Source organism: Roseovarius sp. (assembly GCF_048262375.1).
In the GTDB taxonomy this organism is placed as follows: domain Bacteria; phylum Pseudomonadota; class Alphaproteobacteria; order Rhodobacterales; family Rhodobacteraceae; genus Roseovarius.
On record NZ_JBLXFE010000007.1, the window covers coordinates 60,902 to 80,005 of the forward strand.

Annotated in this window: 19 protein-coding genes; 15 read left to right on the plus strand and 4 right to left on the minus strand. The window is 61.1% G+C overall.

Annotated features, from left to right (window positions below; genetic code table 11):
• The first annotated feature begins 87 nt into the window (after positions 1–87).
• Both ACN0SW_RS09860 and ACN0SW_RS09865 read left to right on the plus strand, forming a co-directional pair.
• A complete protein-coding gene (locus ACN0SW_RS09860; protein WP_417727754.1) occupies positions 88–1,083 on the plus strand; it encodes a LysR family transcriptional regulator in 996 nt (331 codons plus the stop codon).
• A 114-nt stretch (positions 1,084–1,197) separates the two neighbouring features.
• On the plus strand, positions 1,198–2,160 hold the full coding sequence (locus ACN0SW_RS09865; RefSeq protein WP_417727755.1) for a GNAT family N-acetyltransferase: 963 nt from the start codon (positions 1,198–1,200) through the stop codon (positions 2,158–2,160).
• Between the two features lie 40 nt (positions 2,161–2,200).
• On the opposite strand, the gene ACN0SW_RS09870 is transcribed toward ACN0SW_RS09865, so the two are convergent.
• Positions 2,201–3,490 carry an NAD(P)/FAD-dependent oxidoreductase gene (locus tag ACN0SW_RS09870; RefSeq protein WP_417727756.1) on the minus strand — a complete coding sequence of 430 codons (1,290 nt, stop codon included), beginning with the start codon at positions 3,488–3,490 and terminating at the stop codon, positions 2,201–2,203.
• A gap of 15 nt (positions 3,491–3,505) precedes the next feature.
• Positions 3,506–4,171, minus strand: a complete 666-nt coding sequence (locus ACN0SW_RS09875; RefSeq protein ID WP_417727757.1) for a haloacid dehalogenase type II — start codon at positions 4,169–4,171, stop codon at positions 3,506–3,508.
• Positions 4,172–4,623: 452 nt separating this feature from the next.
• On the opposite strand from ACN0SW_RS09875, the gene ACN0SW_RS09880 reads away from it, so the two are divergent.
• The 11 genes from ACN0SW_RS09880 (at position 4,624) to ACN0SW_RS09930 (ending at position 15,001) form a co-directional block, all read left to right on the plus strand.
• A complete protein-coding gene (locus tag ACN0SW_RS09880; protein WP_417727758.1) occupies positions 4,624–4,995 on the plus strand; it encodes a M20/M25/M40 family metallo-hydrolase in 372 nt (123 codons plus the stop codon).
• Complete coding sequence (locus ACN0SW_RS09885; RefSeq protein WP_417727759.1) at positions 4,992–5,165, plus strand: hypothetical protein; 174 nt, start codon at positions 4,992–4,994, stop codon at positions 5,163–5,165. The genes ACN0SW_RS09880 and ACN0SW_RS09885 overlap by 4 nt, the downstream gene beginning before the upstream one ends.
• Positions 5,162–5,515 carry a hypothetical protein gene (locus tag ACN0SW_RS09890; protein WP_417727760.1) on the plus strand — a complete coding sequence of 118 codons (354 nt, stop codon included), beginning with the start codon at positions 5,162–5,164 and terminating at the stop codon, positions 5,513–5,515. The genes ACN0SW_RS09885 and ACN0SW_RS09890 overlap by 4 nt, the downstream gene beginning before the upstream one ends.
• A gap of 124 nt (positions 5,516–5,639) precedes the next feature.
• The gene (locus ACN0SW_RS09895) at positions 5,640–6,485 is read left to right on the plus strand and encodes a GNAT family N-acetyltransferase (RefSeq protein WP_417727761.1); all 846 of its coding nucleotides are present in this window, start codon (positions 5,640–5,642) and stop codon (positions 6,483–6,485) included.
• Between the two features lie 17 nt (positions 6,486–6,502).
• Entirely contained in the window at positions 6,503–7,876 is a 1,374-nt protein-coding gene (locus ACN0SW_RS09900; RefSeq protein ID WP_417727762.1) for an aminotransferase class III-fold pyridoxal phosphate-dependent enzyme, read from the plus strand.
• The gene (locus tag ACN0SW_RS09905; protein WP_417727763.1) at positions 7,876–8,787 is read left to right on the plus strand and encodes a 2-hydroxyacid dehydrogenase; all 912 of its coding nucleotides are present in this window, start codon (positions 7,876–7,878) and stop codon (positions 8,785–8,787) included. Before ACN0SW_RS09900 ends, ACN0SW_RS09905 begins: the two co-directional genes overlap by 1 nt.
• Positions 8,788–9,026: 239 nt before the next feature.
• Complete coding sequence (locus ACN0SW_RS09910; RefSeq protein ID WP_417727764.1) at positions 9,027–9,758, plus strand: HAD-IA family hydrolase; 732 nt, start codon at positions 9,027–9,029, stop codon at positions 9,756–9,758.
• A gap of 68 nt (positions 9,759–9,826) precedes the next feature.
• On the plus strand, positions 9,827–11,440 hold the full coding sequence (locus ACN0SW_RS09915) for an ABC transporter substrate-binding protein (RefSeq protein ID WP_417727765.1): 1,614 nt from the start codon (positions 9,827–9,829) through the stop codon (positions 11,438–11,440).
• 77 nt (positions 11,441–11,517) lie between these two features.
• Entirely contained in the window at positions 11,518–12,477 is a 960-nt protein-coding gene (locus ACN0SW_RS09920; protein WP_417727766.1) for an ABC transporter permease, read from the plus strand.
• Complete coding sequence (locus ACN0SW_RS09925; RefSeq protein ID WP_417727767.1) at positions 12,474–13,334, plus strand: ABC transporter permease; 861 nt, start codon at positions 12,474–12,476, stop codon at positions 13,332–13,334. Before ACN0SW_RS09920 ends, ACN0SW_RS09925 begins: the two co-directional genes overlap by 4 nt.
• Positions 13,334–15,001 (plus strand): ABC transporter ATP-binding protein, encoded by a 1,668-nt coding sequence (locus ACN0SW_RS09930; protein ID WP_417727768.1) that lies wholly within the window; start codon positions 13,334–13,336, stop codon positions 14,999–15,001. Before ACN0SW_RS09925 ends, ACN0SW_RS09930 begins: the two co-directional genes overlap by 1 nt.
• Positions 15,002–15,010: 9 nt before the next feature.
• On the opposite strand, the gene ACN0SW_RS09935 is transcribed toward ACN0SW_RS09930, so the two are convergent.
• On the minus strand, positions 15,011–15,505 hold the full coding sequence (locus tag ACN0SW_RS09935) for an Lrp/AsnC family transcriptional regulator (protein WP_417727769.1): 495 nt from the start codon (positions 15,503–15,505) through the stop codon (positions 15,011–15,013).
• A gap of 160 nt (positions 15,506–15,665) precedes the next feature.
• On the opposite strand from ACN0SW_RS09935, the gene ACN0SW_RS09940 reads away from it, so the two are divergent.
• Positions 15,666–16,991, plus strand: a complete 1,326-nt coding sequence (locus ACN0SW_RS09940; protein ID WP_417727770.1) for an NAD(P)/FAD-dependent oxidoreductase — start codon at positions 15,666–15,668, stop codon at positions 16,989–16,991.
• 2 nt (positions 16,992–16,993) lie between these two features.
• Here ACN0SW_RS09940 and ACN0SW_RS09945 read toward each other — a convergent pair whose 3' ends face one another.
• A complete protein-coding gene (locus tag ACN0SW_RS09945) occupies positions 16,994–18,100 on the minus strand; it encodes an NAD(P)/FAD-dependent oxidoreductase (RefSeq protein WP_417727771.1) in 1,107 nt (368 codons plus the stop codon).
• Positions 18,101–18,209: 109 nt separating this feature from the next.
• Between ACN0SW_RS09945 and ACN0SW_RS09950 the strand changes: the two genes are divergently transcribed.
• Positions 18,210–19,094 (plus strand): LysR family transcriptional regulator, encoded by an 885-nt coding sequence (locus tag ACN0SW_RS09950; RefSeq protein ID WP_417727772.1) that lies wholly within the window; start codon positions 18,210–18,212, stop codon positions 19,092–19,094.
• The last annotated feature ends 10 nt before the right edge of the window (positions 19,095–19,104 follow it).

The window sequence follows — 19,104 nt, forward strand, 5'->3', positions numbered from 1 at the left end:
GTTGGCGGAGCGATCACTAACCATTCTTGCGCGGCCGAGATTGGAAAAACAGGTTGAAAAAACAAGTGTCAGCTATACGCTCAGCGTATGACAAACCTGCATCGCCTCGTGTCCTCGCCTAAATCGCTGCTGGTCTTTGAGGCCGCCGCGCGGCAGGGAAGTTTCAGCAGGGCGGCGCAGGCGTTCAACATCTCTCAACCCTCGGTCAGCCGTAATATCGCGCAACTGGAGGCAGAGATCGGGCAGCCGCTCTTTGTCAGAGGGGCAAAGGGGGCGGTGCTAACTGACGCGGGCAAAGCGCTGTTTATCGCTGTCAGCGAAGGGTTCGGGCGGATATCCGACGTCATAACGCAATTGCAGAGCCAACAGCACAAGGCCGGACGCGACGTGGTGCTGTCGCTTTCAAATGCTTTTGTCACAAATTGGCTTGGACCACGTTTCGCGGAGTTCGTCGCAAGCTTCCCGGATGTCGTGTTACGGTTCGAGTTGCTGCCGGGCACACGTGTCGGGCTGCCCGAGGATGTGGATCTGGCAAGTTGTATCCGGGATGAGGCCGCGAACGATCCGGTGCTGGCACCAGAGATCATCATTCCAGTGTGCAGCCCGGCCTATCTGGCGCAGCATGGGATGTTGCTAAGCGGGGCAGGCGGAGAGGGGCATGTGTTCTTGCATCTTTCGGATCATCCCAGCACGATTTGGGAGCCGATGCTGGGCCCGAACGTTCAGGGCACAGAGCACCCGGGCACATGGTATGCCTTTTCCGATTATGCGGCGATCATGCAGGCGGCGGTGGATGGCACCGGGATTGCGTTGGGCTGGGTGAATGTCGTCGCGGGTGCCTTGCGCGCCGGACGGTTGGTCCCGGCGTGGCAGGGTGGCGGGATCAACACCGGGCGCTGCATCACGCTGGTTTCGACACGGGCGGCGCCGGTGCGACCCGTGGTGCGCGAGATCGCGCAGTGGCTCTGCGCGCGCATGGCCGAGGATATTGTGGTCCTCGCGCGGGATGGGCTGTTGCCCGATCACGCGACGGGACAATCCGCGACACAAACTGTCGGTGTGCTTTCTTATACGGTAGAATAATTTGCGCAAATCGCGCCATAGTGTGGGCAAAGCGGGCGAACAGGCGAGGCACAGTCTTGCTCTCATGTCGCGATCGAAACACAAAGGTGCTGAATGCAAGGCGAAGGCAGCCCGATGACACAGGCCTCAGACCCAAAGATAACCGACGTGCAAGCCGAGTCTCAGGCACGCCGCGCTGCCTTCATGGCACGAAAATCCCCTTTGGATGACGTCCGACTGAAGCTGGATGCCTACGAGGCTACAATCGAGTCGCTTGATGTCAGCAAACGCCAAGAATTACATGAACTGACCGTTAGTGTATTCTGGCCGCACCGTGCTGACGATCTCGATCTGTTTTTGTCTCTCGGGCAAGGATATCTGGCACTGGACGAAATCGGGCGTCCTCTGGGCTCTGCCATGTATTTCAATATGGGCGAGGATTTCGCCATGTTCGGAATGATGGTCACGATGCCGCGGTTGCAGGCATTGGGGGCTGGTCAACGTTTGTTACGGCGGATCATGCGCGATTGCGACGGGCGGGATCTGCGACTGAGCGCAACGCGATCTGGCTATCGGCTCTATGAAACGGCAGGGTTCATACCTGTTGCCACGATCTGGCAACAGCAGGGTATCGTGCGGCCGTTTCAGGTGCCGGATGCTGTCCCGGGGCTTGCGGTGCGGGAAATCGAGGCGGATGATCTGCAAAGGATAAAGGCTCTTGATTGTCACGCCTATGGGGCGGATCGTGGCCGGATTCTGGATAGATTGATGGGGGTCTCTTCCGGTCTGGTGGTCGAGCGCGAGGGTGAGGTGCGGGGCTATGCTGTAATGCGAAAATTCGGCAAGGGTGTGGTGATCGGTCCAGTGGTTGCCGAGGATGATGCCGTAGCCATGCATCTGGTCGCCCCGCTGATTCAGCGCTGCGAAGGCATCTTTGTCCGCCTCGATACGCCGCAACAGAGCGAGCATTTCAAGGCGTTTCTGGCGGCGGCTGGCATGGGGGTACATGATACGGTCACGGAAATGCGGATCGGTCCGTCGCGGCGCGCGCAAACGGGGGCATTGCTTTACGGCCTTGCGTCGCATTCTCTGGGCTAGGCGGGCAGACGCGGCGCAGGGCGTCGGCGCTCGGCTTGCGTCAAGACAGTCGGTCTTTGAGCGCGAACCATTGGCCGACGAGCGGCAAGAACCACGGTTTGCCACTGTGCAGAGGGATGGCGGGCCAGTCGAGACCGGCCAAAGGATTGGTATCCTTGCGGCCCATGGCCATATCTGCCAGCGACTGCCCGATCAATGTCGACATTTGCGCGCCGTGGCCCGAATATCCCATGCCATAGAGCATCCCGTCCACCTCGCCCGCGCGGGGAAAGCGGTCCTTGGTCATGCCCACCAGACCGCCCCAGCAATAGTCGATCTCGACTTGCTTGAGTTGTGGAAATTGCGCGGTCATCGCGGCCCGCAGGATCGCCCCGGATTTGGCATCAGAGCGTTGGTCCGAAACGGCTGAAAACCGCGCCCTGCCGCCAAAGATCAAGCGGTTGTCTGGCGAGAGGCGGAAATAATTGCCAATATTAAGCGAGGTCACACAGGTGCGGTTGCCGGGCAGAGTGGCGGCCACCTCTGACGCGGTCAGTGGCCGCGTCGCGATTATGAACGATCCCACCGAAATGATCCGGCGCCGGAAAAATGAGAGCGGGGCACCGCGCACGGATCCGGAATAGGCCCCTGTGGCGACGATCACCCGCTCCGCCCGTAAGGTGCCTTTGGGGGTCGTCACTGTCCATCCGTTGCCCGCGCGAAAGCGGGCCGTCACAGGGGCGTTTTCCCAGATCTGCGCGCCATGGCGATGGCTGGCCTCGGCCAGACCGCTGACATAGCGGCCCATATGCATCATTGCGGATTTGCCATAGAGCATGCCGCCGTGAAACGCTTCGGATCGGATCTCTGCGCTGAGTTGGTCGCGGTCAAGCCAACACGTGTTTGAATCTACCTCTTTGTGGATCAGGTCGAAATTGGCTCTCAGCGTCGCCACATGCGAGGGTTTGGAGGCCAGTTTCAGCTTGCCGGAGCGGCGAAAGTCGCAGGCGATGCCCTCTTCCGCAATCAGATCCTCGATCATGTCGATAGAGCGGTCATAGGCTTTGTAGAGGCGGTGCGCGCGCTCGACCCCAAGATGCGCCTTGGCGTCTGCATAGCCATGAGCGATGCCGTTGTTGAGATGACCACCGTTGCGGCCAGATCCGCCTGCACCGATATGTGTGGCCTCAAGAAGGGCAACGTGCACGCCTTCGCGGGCAAGTTTGCGCGCAGCGTTGAGGCCAGTAAAGCCACCGCCGATCACGGCCACATCGAATTTGCCCTCTACTGGCCCGGCCTGGCCATTGGCAAAGGGGGCCGCGCTGTCATGCCAATACGAGAGGTATTTCATCTGTATCTCCGGCGGTTACAGGCCGACAACGGCGGCCAGTCCCGAGATGTCGGGAATCTCGGTATAGCCATAATAGGGATTCGCTGGCTCATGTCCGCGATTAACCCAGACCTTGTGCTTGATGCCCATGTCATGCGCCGTCATCAGGTCGTAGCGAAAGCTGGAGGAGACGTGCAGAATATCCTCAGGTCCGCAGTTGAGCTGATCCAGCATATACTCAAAGGCCCGCATCTGCGGCTTGTAGGCCCCGGCGCTCTCGGCGGTGAAAACATGTGTAATGGGCGCGCCAAGCCGTGCGATATTCAGGGGAATCTGGTCGTTCATCGCATTGGTCAGTGCCACAAGCGGGATCTCTGCGGCCACCTTGGCCAATCCGGCAGGCACGTCGGGATTCGGCCCCCATGTGGGCACGCGGTGATAGATCTCTTCGGCAATCGTCGGGTCAAAGGCGATGCCATGGCGCTTGCAGGTGCGTTCAAGGGAATTGTGCACAACCTCGGCATAAGGCTTCCATGCGCCCAGCACCTCGTCGAGCCGATAGGCCGAGAAATCCGTTATGAAACGCTGCATCTGTTCGGGTGACAGATGGGCTGCGTAATGGTGACGCGCCGCACCGGCCATATCGTAATAAATCATGGTCCCGTGGCAATCAAAGGTGATGAATTTGGGGCGAAAGGTCATTGCGGTCTCCGGTGCCTGACTGTCCTGCTCATCCTTGACCGGTTCCGGCAACAGAGCTTGCCGCGTTTCTTCGTTTCAGAGCATGAAATGTCGTATCCATGCAGGCGTTCGGCATGCTGTGCCGCCCTGGCCCAAGTTCGGGTCGGTTTGCGGTTCAGTTTGGGTCAGGGTAGGGGCGGCTGTGCCCGTGCCTATGCGCAGAACCTCAAGCTTCAAAGAGCTGATCATGACCGCACCCATGTATAGCCCCGTAGAGATGCTTGACTGACTGATCGGATTTGCCAGCGTTGTTGGCACCTCGAATGAGGCCTTAATGCAATGCGTGGCGAGCTATCTTCGGGCGCATGGGGTTGTCTGCCATCTGCTGCCCGGGCCGGAAGGGGGCTGGCTCAATCTCTTTGCCACCATCGGCGATGCATCAAGGCCCGGTTATATCCTCTCGGGCCATGTCGATGTCGTCCCCGCAACCGAACCGGGCTGGCGCGCTGATCCTGTTCGTGATGCGCCGCGAAGGGGGGCGGCTGATTGGGCGCGGGGCGTGCGACATGAAAGGCTTTGTTGCCGCTGTTCTGGCATCCGTGCCGATGTTGGTGAAGTTGAACCCGAGCGCGCCCATACATATTGCGCTGTCTTATGACGAAGAGGCAGGCTGTCGCGGGGTGCCGCATCTGATTGCGGCACTGCCAAGGCTCTGCGCGCCGTCGGCCGGATCTATCGTGGGCGAGCCGACAGGCCTCGTGCCGGCGTTGGCGCAAAAGGGCAAGGCGGCACTGAGACTGCGTGCGCAGGGGTGTTCCGGGCATAGCGGCCCGATCAGGGGATGAATGCAATACATGCGCTGGTGACGGCTCTGGCGGCGGCGGTCGATCAGGCTCGTGCCCCGGAGGCAGGCGTGCAGGACGCCCGTTTCGCGCCGCCCTATTCCAGCCTGCAAATCGGCACCTTGCGGGAGGTGAGGCTGTCAACATCATTCCCGACCGGGCCGAGGCGGTGATCGAGGCGCGCGCCATCGCCGGTGTCGACCCCAAGGCGCTGCTGACCCCGGTCGCGGCGGCGATGGGTGCCGGGGTGACGACAGAGTGGATTTCGTCCTATCCGGCGCGGGCATTGGATGCGGGTCGTCCGCTGGTGGAGGTGCTGGTGGAAATTTCAGGAAAGGCTCCGCAGAGCGCGGTGAGTTTTGGCACCGAGGTGGGACTATTTCAGGCGGCAGGCATTGCGTCGATCATCTGTGGACCCGGTGATATCGCACGCGCGCACCGACCCGAGGAATATCTTCTGGAGGATGAGTCGAACGCTGCCGCTCAGATGATACTGGCGCTTGGGCGGCATCTGGCGCGATAAGCACGGCAGATCATGCGGGCCTGACGCCCCCATGCAGAGCATATTGCCGCCCAAGGCACGGTTTAGGGGATTTATGCCGTGGGGCCGCGCCTAGGCTGAGCCGAACAACGACGGACCCTACACGATGACAGTCACGCCCTCTTCGTTCCCGGATCACCCGGCGCAGGCGTTCAACCTTGTGCCCTTCGCCCAAGAACACCTGACCGGAGCACAGCGCCTGTCGCAAGAGGCGGGCTGGCCGCATCGTGGCGAGGATTGGGCGCTCAATCTTTCGGTGTCCGAGGGCGTCGTCGCACTGATTGATAACGAGGTTGTGGGCACGGCGCTTTGCACCAACTTTGGCGATGTGGCCGCGCTCAACATGATCATCGTCGATGCGCGCATGCGGGGGCAGGGGCTTGGCGCGCGGTTGATGGCGTGGATTATTGCTTGCGCTGGCGCTCGGGAATTGCGTCTGGTGGCCACGGTTGATGGGCAGCCGCTCTATGCCAAGCTTGGCTTCGTGGAAACGGGCCGCATCGTGCAACATCAGGGCGAGGCGCGCGCAGCCGCACCTCACCAACCGGTGTGGGACGGGTGCGCACAGGACCGTGCCGCGCTGGCCGCCATGGACATGAACGCATCTGGCATGTCCCGCGCGGCCTTGATCGGCAAGATTATCGAGCACGGACAAATCCTGAAGACCGACGGCGGGTTTGCCCTCTTGCGCGATTTCGGGCGGGGCCGCGTGCTCGGCCCGGTGGTAGCGCGGGATGTGGCGGGCGCACGGGCGCTGATTGCCGAGGCCGCCACACGCTGTGCGGGGACATTCCTGCGTATAGATCTGCCCGAACAGGTCGGGCTGGCGGGTTGTGTCGAGGATCTTGGCCTGACCCATGTGGGTGGCGGGACTGCGATGGTCTGTGCCGCACGAATGCAAAACGACAGAAACTTCACGACATATGGCCTCGTCTCACAGGCGTTGGGCTGAGTTATACGGAGAACAACATGCTGACCAATTCCATTGCAGAGCTGGATCGCCAGCACCTGATCCATCCGGTGTCCTCGTTTCAGGGACATGAGGCGCGCGGGGTGCGCCTGTTGAAATCGGGCAAGGGCGCCATTGTGACCGATGGCGACGGGCGTGACTTGATCGACGGCTTTGCCGGACTGTGGTGTGTGAACGCAGGCTATGGGCAAGAGAGCATCGTCACCGCCGCCGCCGATCAGATGCGGCAATTGCCCTATGCCACGGGCTATTTCGATCTGGGGGCCGAGGCCCCGATCCGGCTGGCGGCGGCCTTGGCCGAACGGGCACCGGGAAATCTCAACCACGTCTATTTCACGCTGGGGGGGTCGGATGCCGTTGATAGCACGATCCGTTTCATCCGGTATTACTGGCACAGCCGGGGCCAACCCGGTCGCGATCAGTTCATTTCGGTCGAGCAAGGCTATCACGGATCAAGCTCGCAAGGGGCTGGCTTGACGGCCTTGCCGGTGTTTCATGACGGATTTGGCCTGCCGTTTGCGTGGCAGCACAAGATTTCGTCGCATTATGTCTATCGCAACCCGGTCGGGCCCGATCCGCAGGCGATCATTGATGCCTCTGTGGCTGAGTTGCGCGCAAAGGTGGCGGAGATCGGCGAGGACCGGGTGGCCGCCTTCTATGTCGAGCCGATCCAAGGCTCGGGCGGCGTTCTGGTGCCCCCCAAGGGATGGATCAAGGCGATGCGCGCGGTCTGTGCCGAGTATGGTATTCTGTTCGTCGCCGATGAGGTCATCACCGCCTTTGGCCGCACCGGCCCGCTCTTTGCCTGCGAGGACGAGGGGATTGTGCCGGACCTCATGACCACGGCCAAGGGTCTGACCTCGGGTTATGTGCCGATGGGCGCGGTGCTGATGTCTGATCATGTCTATCAGACAATTGCCGAGGGGGCCGGGGCCAAGGCGATTGGCCATGGGTTCACCTATTCGGCGCATCCGGTCGCGGCGGCGGTCGCACTAGAGGTGTTGGCGCTCTATGAAGGCGGTCTGCTGGAGAATGGCCGCAAGATGGGTGCGCGGCTCTTGCAAGGGCTGGGCACGCTGCAAGATCATCCGCTGGTCGGCGATGTGCGCGGGCGCGGCATGCTGGCAGCGGTCGAATTGGTGACGGATAAAGACCGCAAAACGCCGTTGCCTGCATCCGTGCAGCCTGCGACGCGGCTCTTTGATCGGGCATGGGACAACGGATTGATCGTGCGCAGCTTTGCGCAGGGCATTTTCGGATATGCGCCGCCGCTCTGTTGCACCGCGTCGGAAATTGACGCAATCGTCGAGCGCACCCGCGCGGTGCTTGATCAGACACTCGAAGACCCGGACGTGCGCGAGGCACTGCGCTGATGGCGCTTTTGTTTCTCTCCTCGCCAGAGCGGGCTGCGGTCTGGGCACCGATTTTCGAGGCGGCGGGCGAGGAGATGGAGATCGGTGAGGCGGCGGTCAGCGATCCAAGCGCAATTACCCATATTCTATGCTGGCAACCGCCCAAGGACATTTCGCGCTATCCGAACCTTAGGGTGCTGATCAGCAGCGGGGCCGGAGTGGATCAGATGCCAACCTTGCCCGAGGGCGTGCAGTTGTCGCGCACGGTTGCCAAGGGGATCGAAGAGATGGTGCGCGATTGGGTGGTGATGGCGGCCCTCATGTTGCACCGGAACATGCCCATCTATCTGGCGCAGGCCGCACGCGGTGACTGGCGCGCGCACATGACCCGCGGGACGGGGTTCACCCGCGTGGGCGTCATGGGCCTTGGGCGGATCGGAAAGCTGGCGGCGCGGACACTGGCAGACCTTGGTTTCCAAGTTGCAGGCTGGAGCCGCTCTGGTGCTCGGGTCGAGGGGATTGAGACCTTTGGCGAGGCCGACCTTGAGGCCTTCCTCGGGCGCACGGATCTCTTGGTTTGCCTCTTGCCGCTTACGCCTCGGACGCAGGGCTTGATGGATGCCGCGTTTCTGGCGCGGCTGCCGCGCGGCGCGATGCTGGCCCATGCCGGGCGCGGCGCGCAACTGGATATGACCGCGCTGAGGCACGCACTGGACGAGGGGCAGATTTCGGCGGCGATGCTGGATGTCACCGACCCCGAACCTCTGCCGCAGGATCACTGGGCGTGGGGCGATCCACGGGTGATCGTGACGCCGCATATCGCTTCGGAAACGGATCATGCGGAAGGGGCGGCGCATGCGCTGAACGTTATCCGCGCTACGCGCGAGGGCCGGGAAATTCCCGGCTTGGTCGACCCTTTACGGGGATATTGAAGGGGGATGCCGCACGCGACGCGTTATGCGGCGCAAGGGAGGAAAATAGAAGAATCTGCCGCCACCTCTACTGGTTTCAGCATTTCGCCAGAGGATTTGGGGGGGATGCTGAAGGGAGGACGCGGGCGGGAATGGTTCGAGATACGTACTGGAGCCTTGAGGCAGGCATCAGGTCAGTGGGGCTACGCGGCAGAGCGAACGGTATCGCGATGTCCAGGATTTGGGAAAGGATTGTTGGAATGGCAACCAAGACGGCTGTGACGCCTCTGACCGGGTTCGACTACATGACCTTTGATGTGGTTGGCACGCTGATTGACTTTGAGGCGGCGATCACAGAGGCCTTGGCCAAGATTGCCCAAGCAGAGGGCGTTGATGTTGACGCCGAAGCGGTGCTCACGATCTATCGTAACGCGCGCTACGAGGCGAATGCGGGTCGCTTTCCCGATGATCTGGGGCGGTGTTATGCCCGCATTGCCGCAGTCTTCGGCCTGCCAGATACGCCGGAGTATCGGCAGTCAATGATTGATGCGGTCGGTGAGGCAAAACCCTTTGCCGATAGCGCAGAGGCGTTGAAACGGCTGGGGCGGCATTACAAACTGATTGCCATGACCAATGCGCAGCGTTGGGCGTTCGAGAAATACGAGGCCAAGCTGGGCCGTCCGTTCTGGGCGGGCTTCACCACCGATGACACCGGCACGGAAAAACCGGATCCTGCGTATTTCGTTCAGGTCTTCGAATTTATCGAAAAGGCAGGTGGCATCAAGGATCGCATTCTGCACACCGCGCAGAGCCAGCATCACGACATCGGCATTTCTCGAAGGCTGGGCATGACCAATGTCTGGATCGAGCGACGCCACGCGCAAGCGGGGTATGGTGGCACCATCGAGCCCAAGGAATACACCGAGCCGGACTACCATTTTCACGCATTGATCGATTTGGCCCGCGCGGCAGACGATGCCTTTGATGCGTGAACGCAAGCGGACCTGACGCGGCACACAAGACCGTGCGGGTTCATCAACCTTCAACAGGGAACTGTGACATGACAAAGAAGAACACAACCAACTGGACCCGTCGCGATGATGCGATGGTGGAACACATGATCCGTCGCGGCGCGTCGCGTCGCGACCTCTTGCGGATGCTGATGGCTTCGGGCGTGGGTTTGGCGGCAGGTAGCTCGCTTCTGTTGCGGGCCTCACAGGCGGTTGCCGCCACCCCGGTGAGCGGCGGGGCGCTCAGGGCGGCCGGTTGGTCCTCTTCGACCGCCGATACGCTTGATCCGGCCAAGGCCTCGCTTTCGACCGATTATGTCCGTTGCTGCGCCTATTACAATCGCCTGACCTTTCTTGATGAGGCTGGCGTGGCGCAGATGGAGTTGGCCGAAGAGTTCGTGACCGATGATGCGCAGACTTGGGAGATCAAGCTCAAGTCCGGCGTAACCTTCCACAATGGCAAGGCGCTGAGCGCGGATGATGTGGTTTATTCCTTGAAGCGGCACCTGGATGAGGCCGTCGGCTCCAAGGCCAACTCGATCGCCAAACAGATGACCGAAATCTCCAAATTGGATGATCTGACAGTCAAGATCGTGCTCTCTGCCGCCAATGCCGACCTGCCGACCATCCTGTCTCTGCATCACTTTATGATCATTGCTGATGGCACCACCGATTTCAGCACTGCGAACGGCACAGGGGCCTTTATCAGCGAAGTGTTTGAGCCGGGCGTGCGCTCAGTCGGGGTGAAAAACCCCAATTACTTCAAGCCACAAAGCGCCTATCTCGACAGTTTCGAGTTCTTTGCCATTCCCGACAACAATGCGCGGGTGAATGCGCTCTTGTCGGGGGACATTCACCTTGCGGGGGCGGTCAACCCGCGCTCGTTGCGGATGCTGGAAGGGCAAGACGGCGTGCAGACATCGATCAGCACCTCGGGCAATTACACAAATATGAACATCCGTCTGGACACCGAGCCAGGGGCCAAATTCGATTTCATCGAGGGGATGAAACATCTCATAAACCGTGAAATGATCCAGAAATCCGTGCTGCGCGGACTGGCACAGATCGGCAACGATCAGCCTGTTTCATCTGCCAATCGCTATCACAACCCGAATCTTAAGCCGCGCGATTTTGACCCGGAAAAGGCCAAGTTCCACTTTGAAAAGGCCGGTCTCTTGGGGGCGGAAATCCCGATCGTTGCCTCTGATGCGGCCTCGTCTTCGGTCGACATGGCCACGGTCGTACAACAGGCGGGGGCCGAGATCGGCATGAATCTGACTGTCGACCGCGTACCTTCCGACGGCTACTGGTCCAACTACTGGCTGAAGGCCCCGGTGCATTTTGGTAACATCAACCCCCGTCCGACGCCGGACATCCTGTTCTCGCTGCTCTATTCCTCGGATGCACCGTGGAACGAGAGCCATTACAAATCCGAGAAGTTCGACAGCATGATGGTCGAGGCGCGAGGCGCATTGAATGAAGAAAAGCGCACGGCCATCTACTGGGAAATGCAAGAGATGGTCGCCAATGAGGCGGGCACGATCATCCCGACCTTTATCTCGAACGTTGATGCGCTGTCGACCAAAGTGGGGGGATTGAAAGCGAACCCGCTGGGCGGCATGATGGGCTATGCCTTTGCCGAATATGTCTGGCTCGACGCCTGATCCTGAGGCCAAGATTGGGCCCGCCCCCTAGAAAGGGGCGGGCCAGTGGCTGACCACATCCATCAATGAGGTGCGGATTGCAACTGTCAAACTTGCCTTGGTTTCTGGTCCTTCAGCGGCTTGGCATTGCGGTGCTCACGCTGATCATCGTGTCGTTCGCGGTGTTCTTTGCGACCGAGCTGTTGCCCGGAGATGTCGCCGAGATCCTTTTGGGTCAGGCCGCCACCCCCGAGGCCGTGGCAGGGCTGCGCGCGGCGATGGGGCTGGACGAGCCAGCTGTTTCCCGGTTTCTGGGGTGGCTGGCAGGGCTGGTGCAGGGTGACATGGGCACCTCTTATGTGAATAATATCGAGGTGGCTGACTTGGTTGGTGGTCGGCTGGTCAATTCCTTGCGACTTGCCGCTGTGACGACCGCCGTTTCCGTGCCGATTGCGCTCTGCCTCGGCATCGGGGCCGCGATGTGGCGAGGTTCGCTTTTCGACCGTGCCGTGACGGTAATGACGATTTCGGTGATTTCTGTCCCTGAGTTCATGGTGGCGACACTGGCGGTGCTGGTCTTTTCGGTCTGGTTGGGATGGCTTCCGGCATTGAGTTTTGGCGCCAATGTCGACTCGCTTTCGGCGATGCTCAAGGCCTATGCCATGCCGGTGATCACCCTGTCTTTTGTGGTGTCAGCGCAGATGATCCGCATGACCCGCGCGGCGGTCATCGACACGATCAACACGCCCTATGTCGAGATGGCCTTGCTCAAGGGAGCGTCACGGTCGCGCATGGTACTGCGCCATGCCCTGCCCAATGCGCTTGGCCCGATTGCCAATGCGGTGGCGCTGTCGCTCAGCTATCTGGTGGGCGGGGTGATCATCGTCGAAACGATTTTCAACTATCCCGGCGTGGCGAAATTGATGGTGGATGCGGTCTCGACCCGCGATTTGCCCCTTATTCAGTCTTGCGCCATGATCTTTTGCGTCAGCTACCTGACCTTGATCACGCTGGCCGACATGATTGCCATTCTGTCAAATCCGAGGTTGCGGCAATGAAGCGGGACGGACCCATCGCCCCGGCGCAACCCGAGCTGAATGCCGGCGGGTATTCCTTTAGCTGGGTTGGTCGCATTGGCCTGCTGATCATCCTCTTCTGGGCGCTGGTTGCCCTGATCGGGCCGTGGCTTGCCCCCTATCCCCCCGGCGAAATCGTGGATTGGGATTATTTTGGCCCGGTGGGCGGCGAATACTGGATGGGGACGGATTACCTTGGCCGGGACATATTCTCGCGGATCCTGATGGGCGCGCGCTATACCGTTGGCATTGCGTTCTCTGCCGTGGTGCTGGCCTGCACGGCCGGTGTCCTTTTGGGGATGATCGCGGCGGTTATGGGCGGATGGTTCGACATGATCCTGTCGCGGCTTCTGGACGCGTTCAACGGCATCCCGTCGCTCCTGTTCGGTCTGGTGGTTGTGGCGGCGGTCGGATCGTCGATCCCGATTCTGGTGCTGACGCTGGCGGCGATTTATATGCCCGGCTCCTATCGGTTTGCGCGGGCATTGGCGGTCAATGTCAACACGATGGATTTCGTCACCGTGGCTCGGGCGCGGGGCGAGCAGACCGGCTATCTGATCCTGCGCGAGATATTTCCCAACATTCTGGGCCCGGTGTTGGCTGACCTTGGACTGCGCTTTGTCTTTATCGTGCTGGTGCTTTCGGGCCTGTCCTTTCTCGGCCTCGGGGTGCAGCCGCCCTATGCCGATTGGGGCGCGCTGGTGCGCGAGAATATCGAAGGGCTGAGCCTTGGGGCGCCGGCGGTGATCTTTCCGTCGATTGCCATCGCTTCGCTGACCATCTCGGTCAACATGCTGATCGATAACCTGCCCAGCAAGATACGCGACAGGAGCGAATGATGACCGCCGCGCCACTTGTAACCGTCAGGGATCTGCGGATCGGGGCCACAACGGATTCAGGCCGCAAGGTGGAGATCATCAAGGACGTGAGCTTTGATGTCGCTCCGGGCGAAATCGTTGCCTTGATCGGTGAATCCGGCTCGGGCAAGACGACGATCGCCCTGTCGTTGATGGGGCATACGCGCAGCGGCTGCGCCATCAACGGCGGCACGATCACCCTCGGGGAGGACACAGTCACCGCCATGACAGAACGCGAACGCGCCCGGTTGCGAGGCACCAAGGTATCCTACATTCCGCAATCGGCGGCGGCTGCGTTCAACCCGTCGAAACGGATCATGGATCAGGTGGTCGAGATCAACGCCATTCACAAGCTGATGTCCCGCAGTGCGGCTGAGGCCAAGGCGATCGAACTCTTTCGTGCCCTCGCCCTGCCAGACCCAGAGACGATTGGCGTACGTTACCCACATCAAGTGTCGGGCGGGCAGTTACAGCGCCTCTCGGCAGCGATGGCGCTGATTGGCGGTCCAAGTCTTGTGATTTTCGACGAGCCGACCACGGCGCTGGATGTCACGACGCAAATCGAGGTGCTGCGCGCGTTCAAATCGGTTATGCAGACGGGCGGAATTTCTGGGGTCTATGTCAGCCATGATCTGGCGGTCGTGGCGCAGATCGCGGATCGGGTGATCGTGCTGCGCGGTGGCGAGATACAGGAACAGGGCAACACGGATCAAATCCTGCGGTCGCCTACCCATGCCTATACCAAGGAACTTGTCGCCGCCTTCGATCCGGTGCCGCATGCATCCGTTGTGACCGAGTCGGACGCCCGCTCCAAGCTGCCCATTCTTGAAGTGACCAATCTGCATGCGGGTTACGGCACCATTCACAATGGGGAACCCGCGTTCAAGATTCTCAAGAACATCAATTTCCGCCTGGAACGCGGGCGGAATATGGGAGTTATCGGCGAATCTGGGTCGGGTAAATCGACCCTCGCGCGCGCCATCGCGGGCATTCTGCCGCCCTATCGGGGAAATATCCTGCTGGGTGGCCAAGACGTGCGTGGCGCGCTCCGGGATCGTTCCAAGGAAGAATTGCGCCGTGCCCAGATCGTGTTTCAATTGGCCGACACAGCCCTCAATCCGACCCATTCGATAGGCAATATTCTGGGCCGTCCGCTGACCTTTTATCACGGGCTGAAAGGGGCCGCGCGCGAGGCGCGGGTGATCGAATTGCTCGACATGGTGCATCTGCCTGCCAATATGCGCCACCGCCTGCCGGGCGAATTGTCGGGAGGGCAGAAGCAACGGATCAATCTCGCCCGTGCGCTCGCTGCCGAGCCGGATCTGATCCTCTGCGACGAGATCACCTCGGCGCTCGATACGGTGGTTGCGGCGGCAATCCTCGATTTGCTCAAGGAATTGCAACGGGGGCTGGGCCTCAGCTATCTGTTCATCAGTCACGATCTCTCGACAGTCGAGGCGATTTGCGACGATGTTTTGGTGATGCTGATGGGCGAAGTGGTCGAGGCTTTGCCCGCTGCCGACATGTCCGAGCACGCAACCCATGCTTACTCGCGGCTGCTTATCTCCTCGGTACCGCAGCTTGATACCGGATGGCTCGCGGGGCTGGAGCAAGACCCGGCATTGGTCGCGCAGTTCGCCAAACGGTGACAGGCGCGCTCAGACTTTATCACCAAATAGGCGGGTTAGCGGAATCTGGGTTTTTACAAAGGGCGTCTTGATCACGACAAAGCTGAAATATTTGTCGATACCCACGTCCCGATCAATCAGCGTCTCAATGATGTCCTGATAATCGGTGATGCTGGCGGTCACGAATTTGACGAGATAATCATAGCCACCGGACACCAGATGGCATTCGACACAGCTGTCGATCTTTTCCAGCGCCTCTTGAAAGCGGGCAAAATCGATCTGGCGGTGGTTCTTGAGGGTAAACTCGGTAAAGACAGTCAGGGTCTCGCCCAATTTGGCCACGTTGATCTTGGCGGTGTAGCCGACGATATAGCCCGCCTGCTGCAATTTCTTGACGCGAATCAGGCAGGGCGAAGGCGACAGGTGCACCAGATCGGCCAGTTCGACATTGGTGATCCGGCCATTGCGCTGCAACTCGGCGAGGATCTTTACGTCGATCCGGTCAAGTTTGTAGCCAGATGTCATACTGTCACCTTTTGGGATCTCACGGCCGTGTCCTTTCTGTGAAAGCCAGAGGGATCATCGTGTCAACCACATTCGACAGGAAATGCCGCGAAGTATTGGCGATCCGGCACAAGCATCTGAGGGCATTGGCCTAAGCTCTGGAAAACGACCGGAGGATTCAATGCCCGCCCCCCTGATGCAGATCGAAACCAGCACAACCTTGCCAGACCACGCCGATTGCGTGGTGATCGGTGCCGGGATCATCGGGGTCAGCACGGCCTATTGGCTGGCACGCACAGGGCAGCGTGTCGTTCTCTTGGAAAAGGGCCGGGTCGGGGCGGAACAAACCAGCCGCAATTGGGGCTGGTGCCGTCAGCAGAACCGCGACGCGCGCGAATTGCCACTGTCCACGGTCAGTTTGCGCCTTTGGGAAGAGATGGCAGCGGATATCGGCGAGGATCTGGGGTTTCGCCGCTGCGGGTTGCTCTATCTCTCGGATAACCCGGCAGAAATAGACGGCTGGGACAGATGGGGAAGATTTGCGCGCGGCGAAGGCGTGGATACCCACATGCTGAGTGCGGCTGAAGCTGCGGAGCGCGGGCAGGCCACGGGCAAGCCTTGGATGGGCGGCGTCTGGTCGCCCACTGACGGCACCGCCGATCCGTCGCGCGCCGCACCGTTGATTGCCAAAGGTGTCATGCAGCATGGTGGCACCGTGCTGCAATTCTGTGCGGCGCGGGGCATTGAGACCTCTGGCGGCGCGGTGTCGGCGGTGATCACCGAACGGGGCGTGATCCGGACCAAGAATTTGGTGCTGAGCGGTGGCGCTTGGGCTGCAAGTTTTCTGCATCAATCCGGCATCAGCTTTCCTCAGGCGTCGGTGCGCAGTTCGATCCTGTCGGTGGCCCCCGGCGCAGAGGGCCTGCCAGCAGCGCTGCACACGTCTGCCGTCTCGGTCACGCGGCGTGGCGATGGGGGGCATACCTTGGCGATTTCGGGGCGTGCAAACCTTGATCCGACACCGGGGGCGATCCTTAGTGCCCGCCAATTCCTGCCGATGTTCGCAAACCGATGGCGCGTCTTGTCGCCCGGTGGTCCGCAGGCGTGGCAGGCCGGGTTCGAGACGCGGCGCAAATGGGCGCTGGATCATCGAACCCCGATGGAGCAAATGCGTATCCTTGATCCTCGCCCCTCCGAGCGGTTGATCCGGGAAACCCTGCGCCGCGCGCGCGCCTTGCTGCCGGCGCTGCGAGATGTACCGGTTCAGGCAACTTGGGCGGGCTATATCGACAGCACCCCCGACGGCGTGCCGGTGATTGACGCAGACATCGGTATCGCCGGGCTGACGCTTGCGGCGGGGCTCTCGGGGCATGGGTTCGGGATCGGGCCGGGGGTGGGGCATCTGGTGGCCGACCTCTTGTTGGGGCGCACTCCGATCACCGAGACGGCGCAATATCGGCTGGCGCGCTTTGATGCGGCGCAATGGGGAAAGGTGGCGGGATTCTAAAGTCATTTGGCAAAGCGCGCGATATGGAACGGGTCGAGCGGTGTCTCGCACCGCCCCGTTGTGATCAGTTCTGCCATAGCATCGCCCACCCCCGGCCCCAACTGAAACCCATGCCCGCAAAAGCCAAAGGCGTGAAAGAGGCCGGGTTGCAGGCCCGAGGCGCCAATGACAGGCAGGCCATCGTCGATATACCCCTCACAGCCCGACCATTGGCGAATGACCGTAACATCGCGCAAAGCGGGCAGCAATTGGACCACCGAACGCAGTTGCGCGGCCAATCTGCCGGGGGTCGCAGACGCATGACCCGGCTCCATCGCGACGGCGGCGCGCGGTACCCCACCGCCAAACACGATATTGCCGCGCGCGACCTGGCGCAAATAGCTGCCATGCTCGCGCGACCACATGCCGACCACCGGCAGGATGCGCTGCGGCAAGGGTTCGGTCACGCCCATTTGTGGGCCATAGGACGCAAGCGGCACCTCCTCTCCGAATTGCGCGGCGATGCCCGCGCCCCACGCGCCGGCACAGTTGAGCAATATGGCGCTCTCAAACGCGCCCCGGCTGGTCACAACGGCGAATCCGGCCTTGGTCGCGCACACGGAGCGCACGGTCGTCAGGGGCAATATCTCTGCGCCAAGCCGTGCTGCGGCATCCGCAAAGGCCGGGGCGACAAGGCGCGGATTGGCCGATCCGTCCTCGGGCGAAAAAGATGCACCAATGGCGTCCTGTCCGAGGCCGGGAAAGCGGCGACGCAGGTCAGTGGCGTCCAACTCTTCTATGTCCAGCCCCCAAGGACGGGCTTCTGCTGCATAGCGACGCATGTCCGTGTGCCCGTGCTCGTCAAAGATCAGCCGAAGATGTCCCGTTGCCCGAAATTCCACATCGCGCCCAAGCATCCGTTCTGCGTCCCGCCAGAGGGCAAGCGATCTGTGCGCAAGCGGCAGTTGCGGCAGATAACGCCCGGTCCTACGGATGTTGCCAAACGAGGCGACGGTCGCCGCCGCTCCGATCGCGCTGCGTTCTATGAGACGGGTGCGGATACCTCGGCGCGCGAGGAAATAGGCGGCAGAGCAGCCCATCAACCCGCCGCCCAGAATGATCACATCCATTCCGCTCTCCTGTCCTGTCCGCGTCTTTGGGGCTATAAGACCGCAGATCAGGCGGCCCCGTCAAAGACGGGAAGGGGATGTGCCCATAAGTCCGGCCTATGGAGGTGCCATGCGCGCGCGTCAACTTGAAGTCTTTACTGCGGTGATGCGGGCTGGAACCGTGACCGAGGCAGCGCGGATGCTGCACATCTCGCAGCCAGCGCTGAGCCAGATCCTGCTTCACTGCGAGGGCGAACTGGGATTTCGCCTGTTTGACCGCGAGAAAGGCCGTTTGCGACCCACCCCAGAGGCGATCGAGCTTTATCCCGAGGCAGAGCGACTCTTTGCCGGTCTTGAAGGGTTACGCCGCAAGACGCAGGATTTGCGGCTGGGACGGGCGGGGCTGGTGCGGGTTGGGGCGTCGGCCCCTCCGGCCATGGCGATCCTGCCCACAGTTATGGCCGGGTTTCGCGCGCATCACCCGGATATTCTGTTGCGCTCGAATGTTGCGCCAATTGCCGCGTTGGTCGCGATGTTGCGGGCGGGCGACATTGCTCTCGCTCTGGCGCTGGACGATCACCTGCCGCCTGACATCGAGGTCGAACCGTTGGGCGCAACTGGCTTTTGCTGTCTTTTGCGTCAGGATAATCCGCTCGCCCTGCAAGACGAGATAACCTTTGCCGATCTGGAGGCGGAAACGGTGATCTCTTATCGGGGGGCCACCCGCCCGCATGACGAGTTGGATCAGGCCGCGCGTCGGGCGCAGGCCCGTTTCCTGCCCGAGTTGGAAATAGACGTGTCCATCACGGCGGTCGGTTTCGTACAAGCGGGACTTGTGGTTGCGGTTGTCGATGCGTTGCTGCCTTGGGGCCAATTTGAAGGCATCGTGGTGCGTCCGCTGGCGGCGGCTCCGCGGGTGCCGCTTTCACTCTTGACCCTGCGTGGGGCGGCGCTGTCGCGCGCCGAGGATATGTTGCGCGGGCAGATCCGCAGTGTCTGTCAGCAGATACTATAAGTCGTGCTTA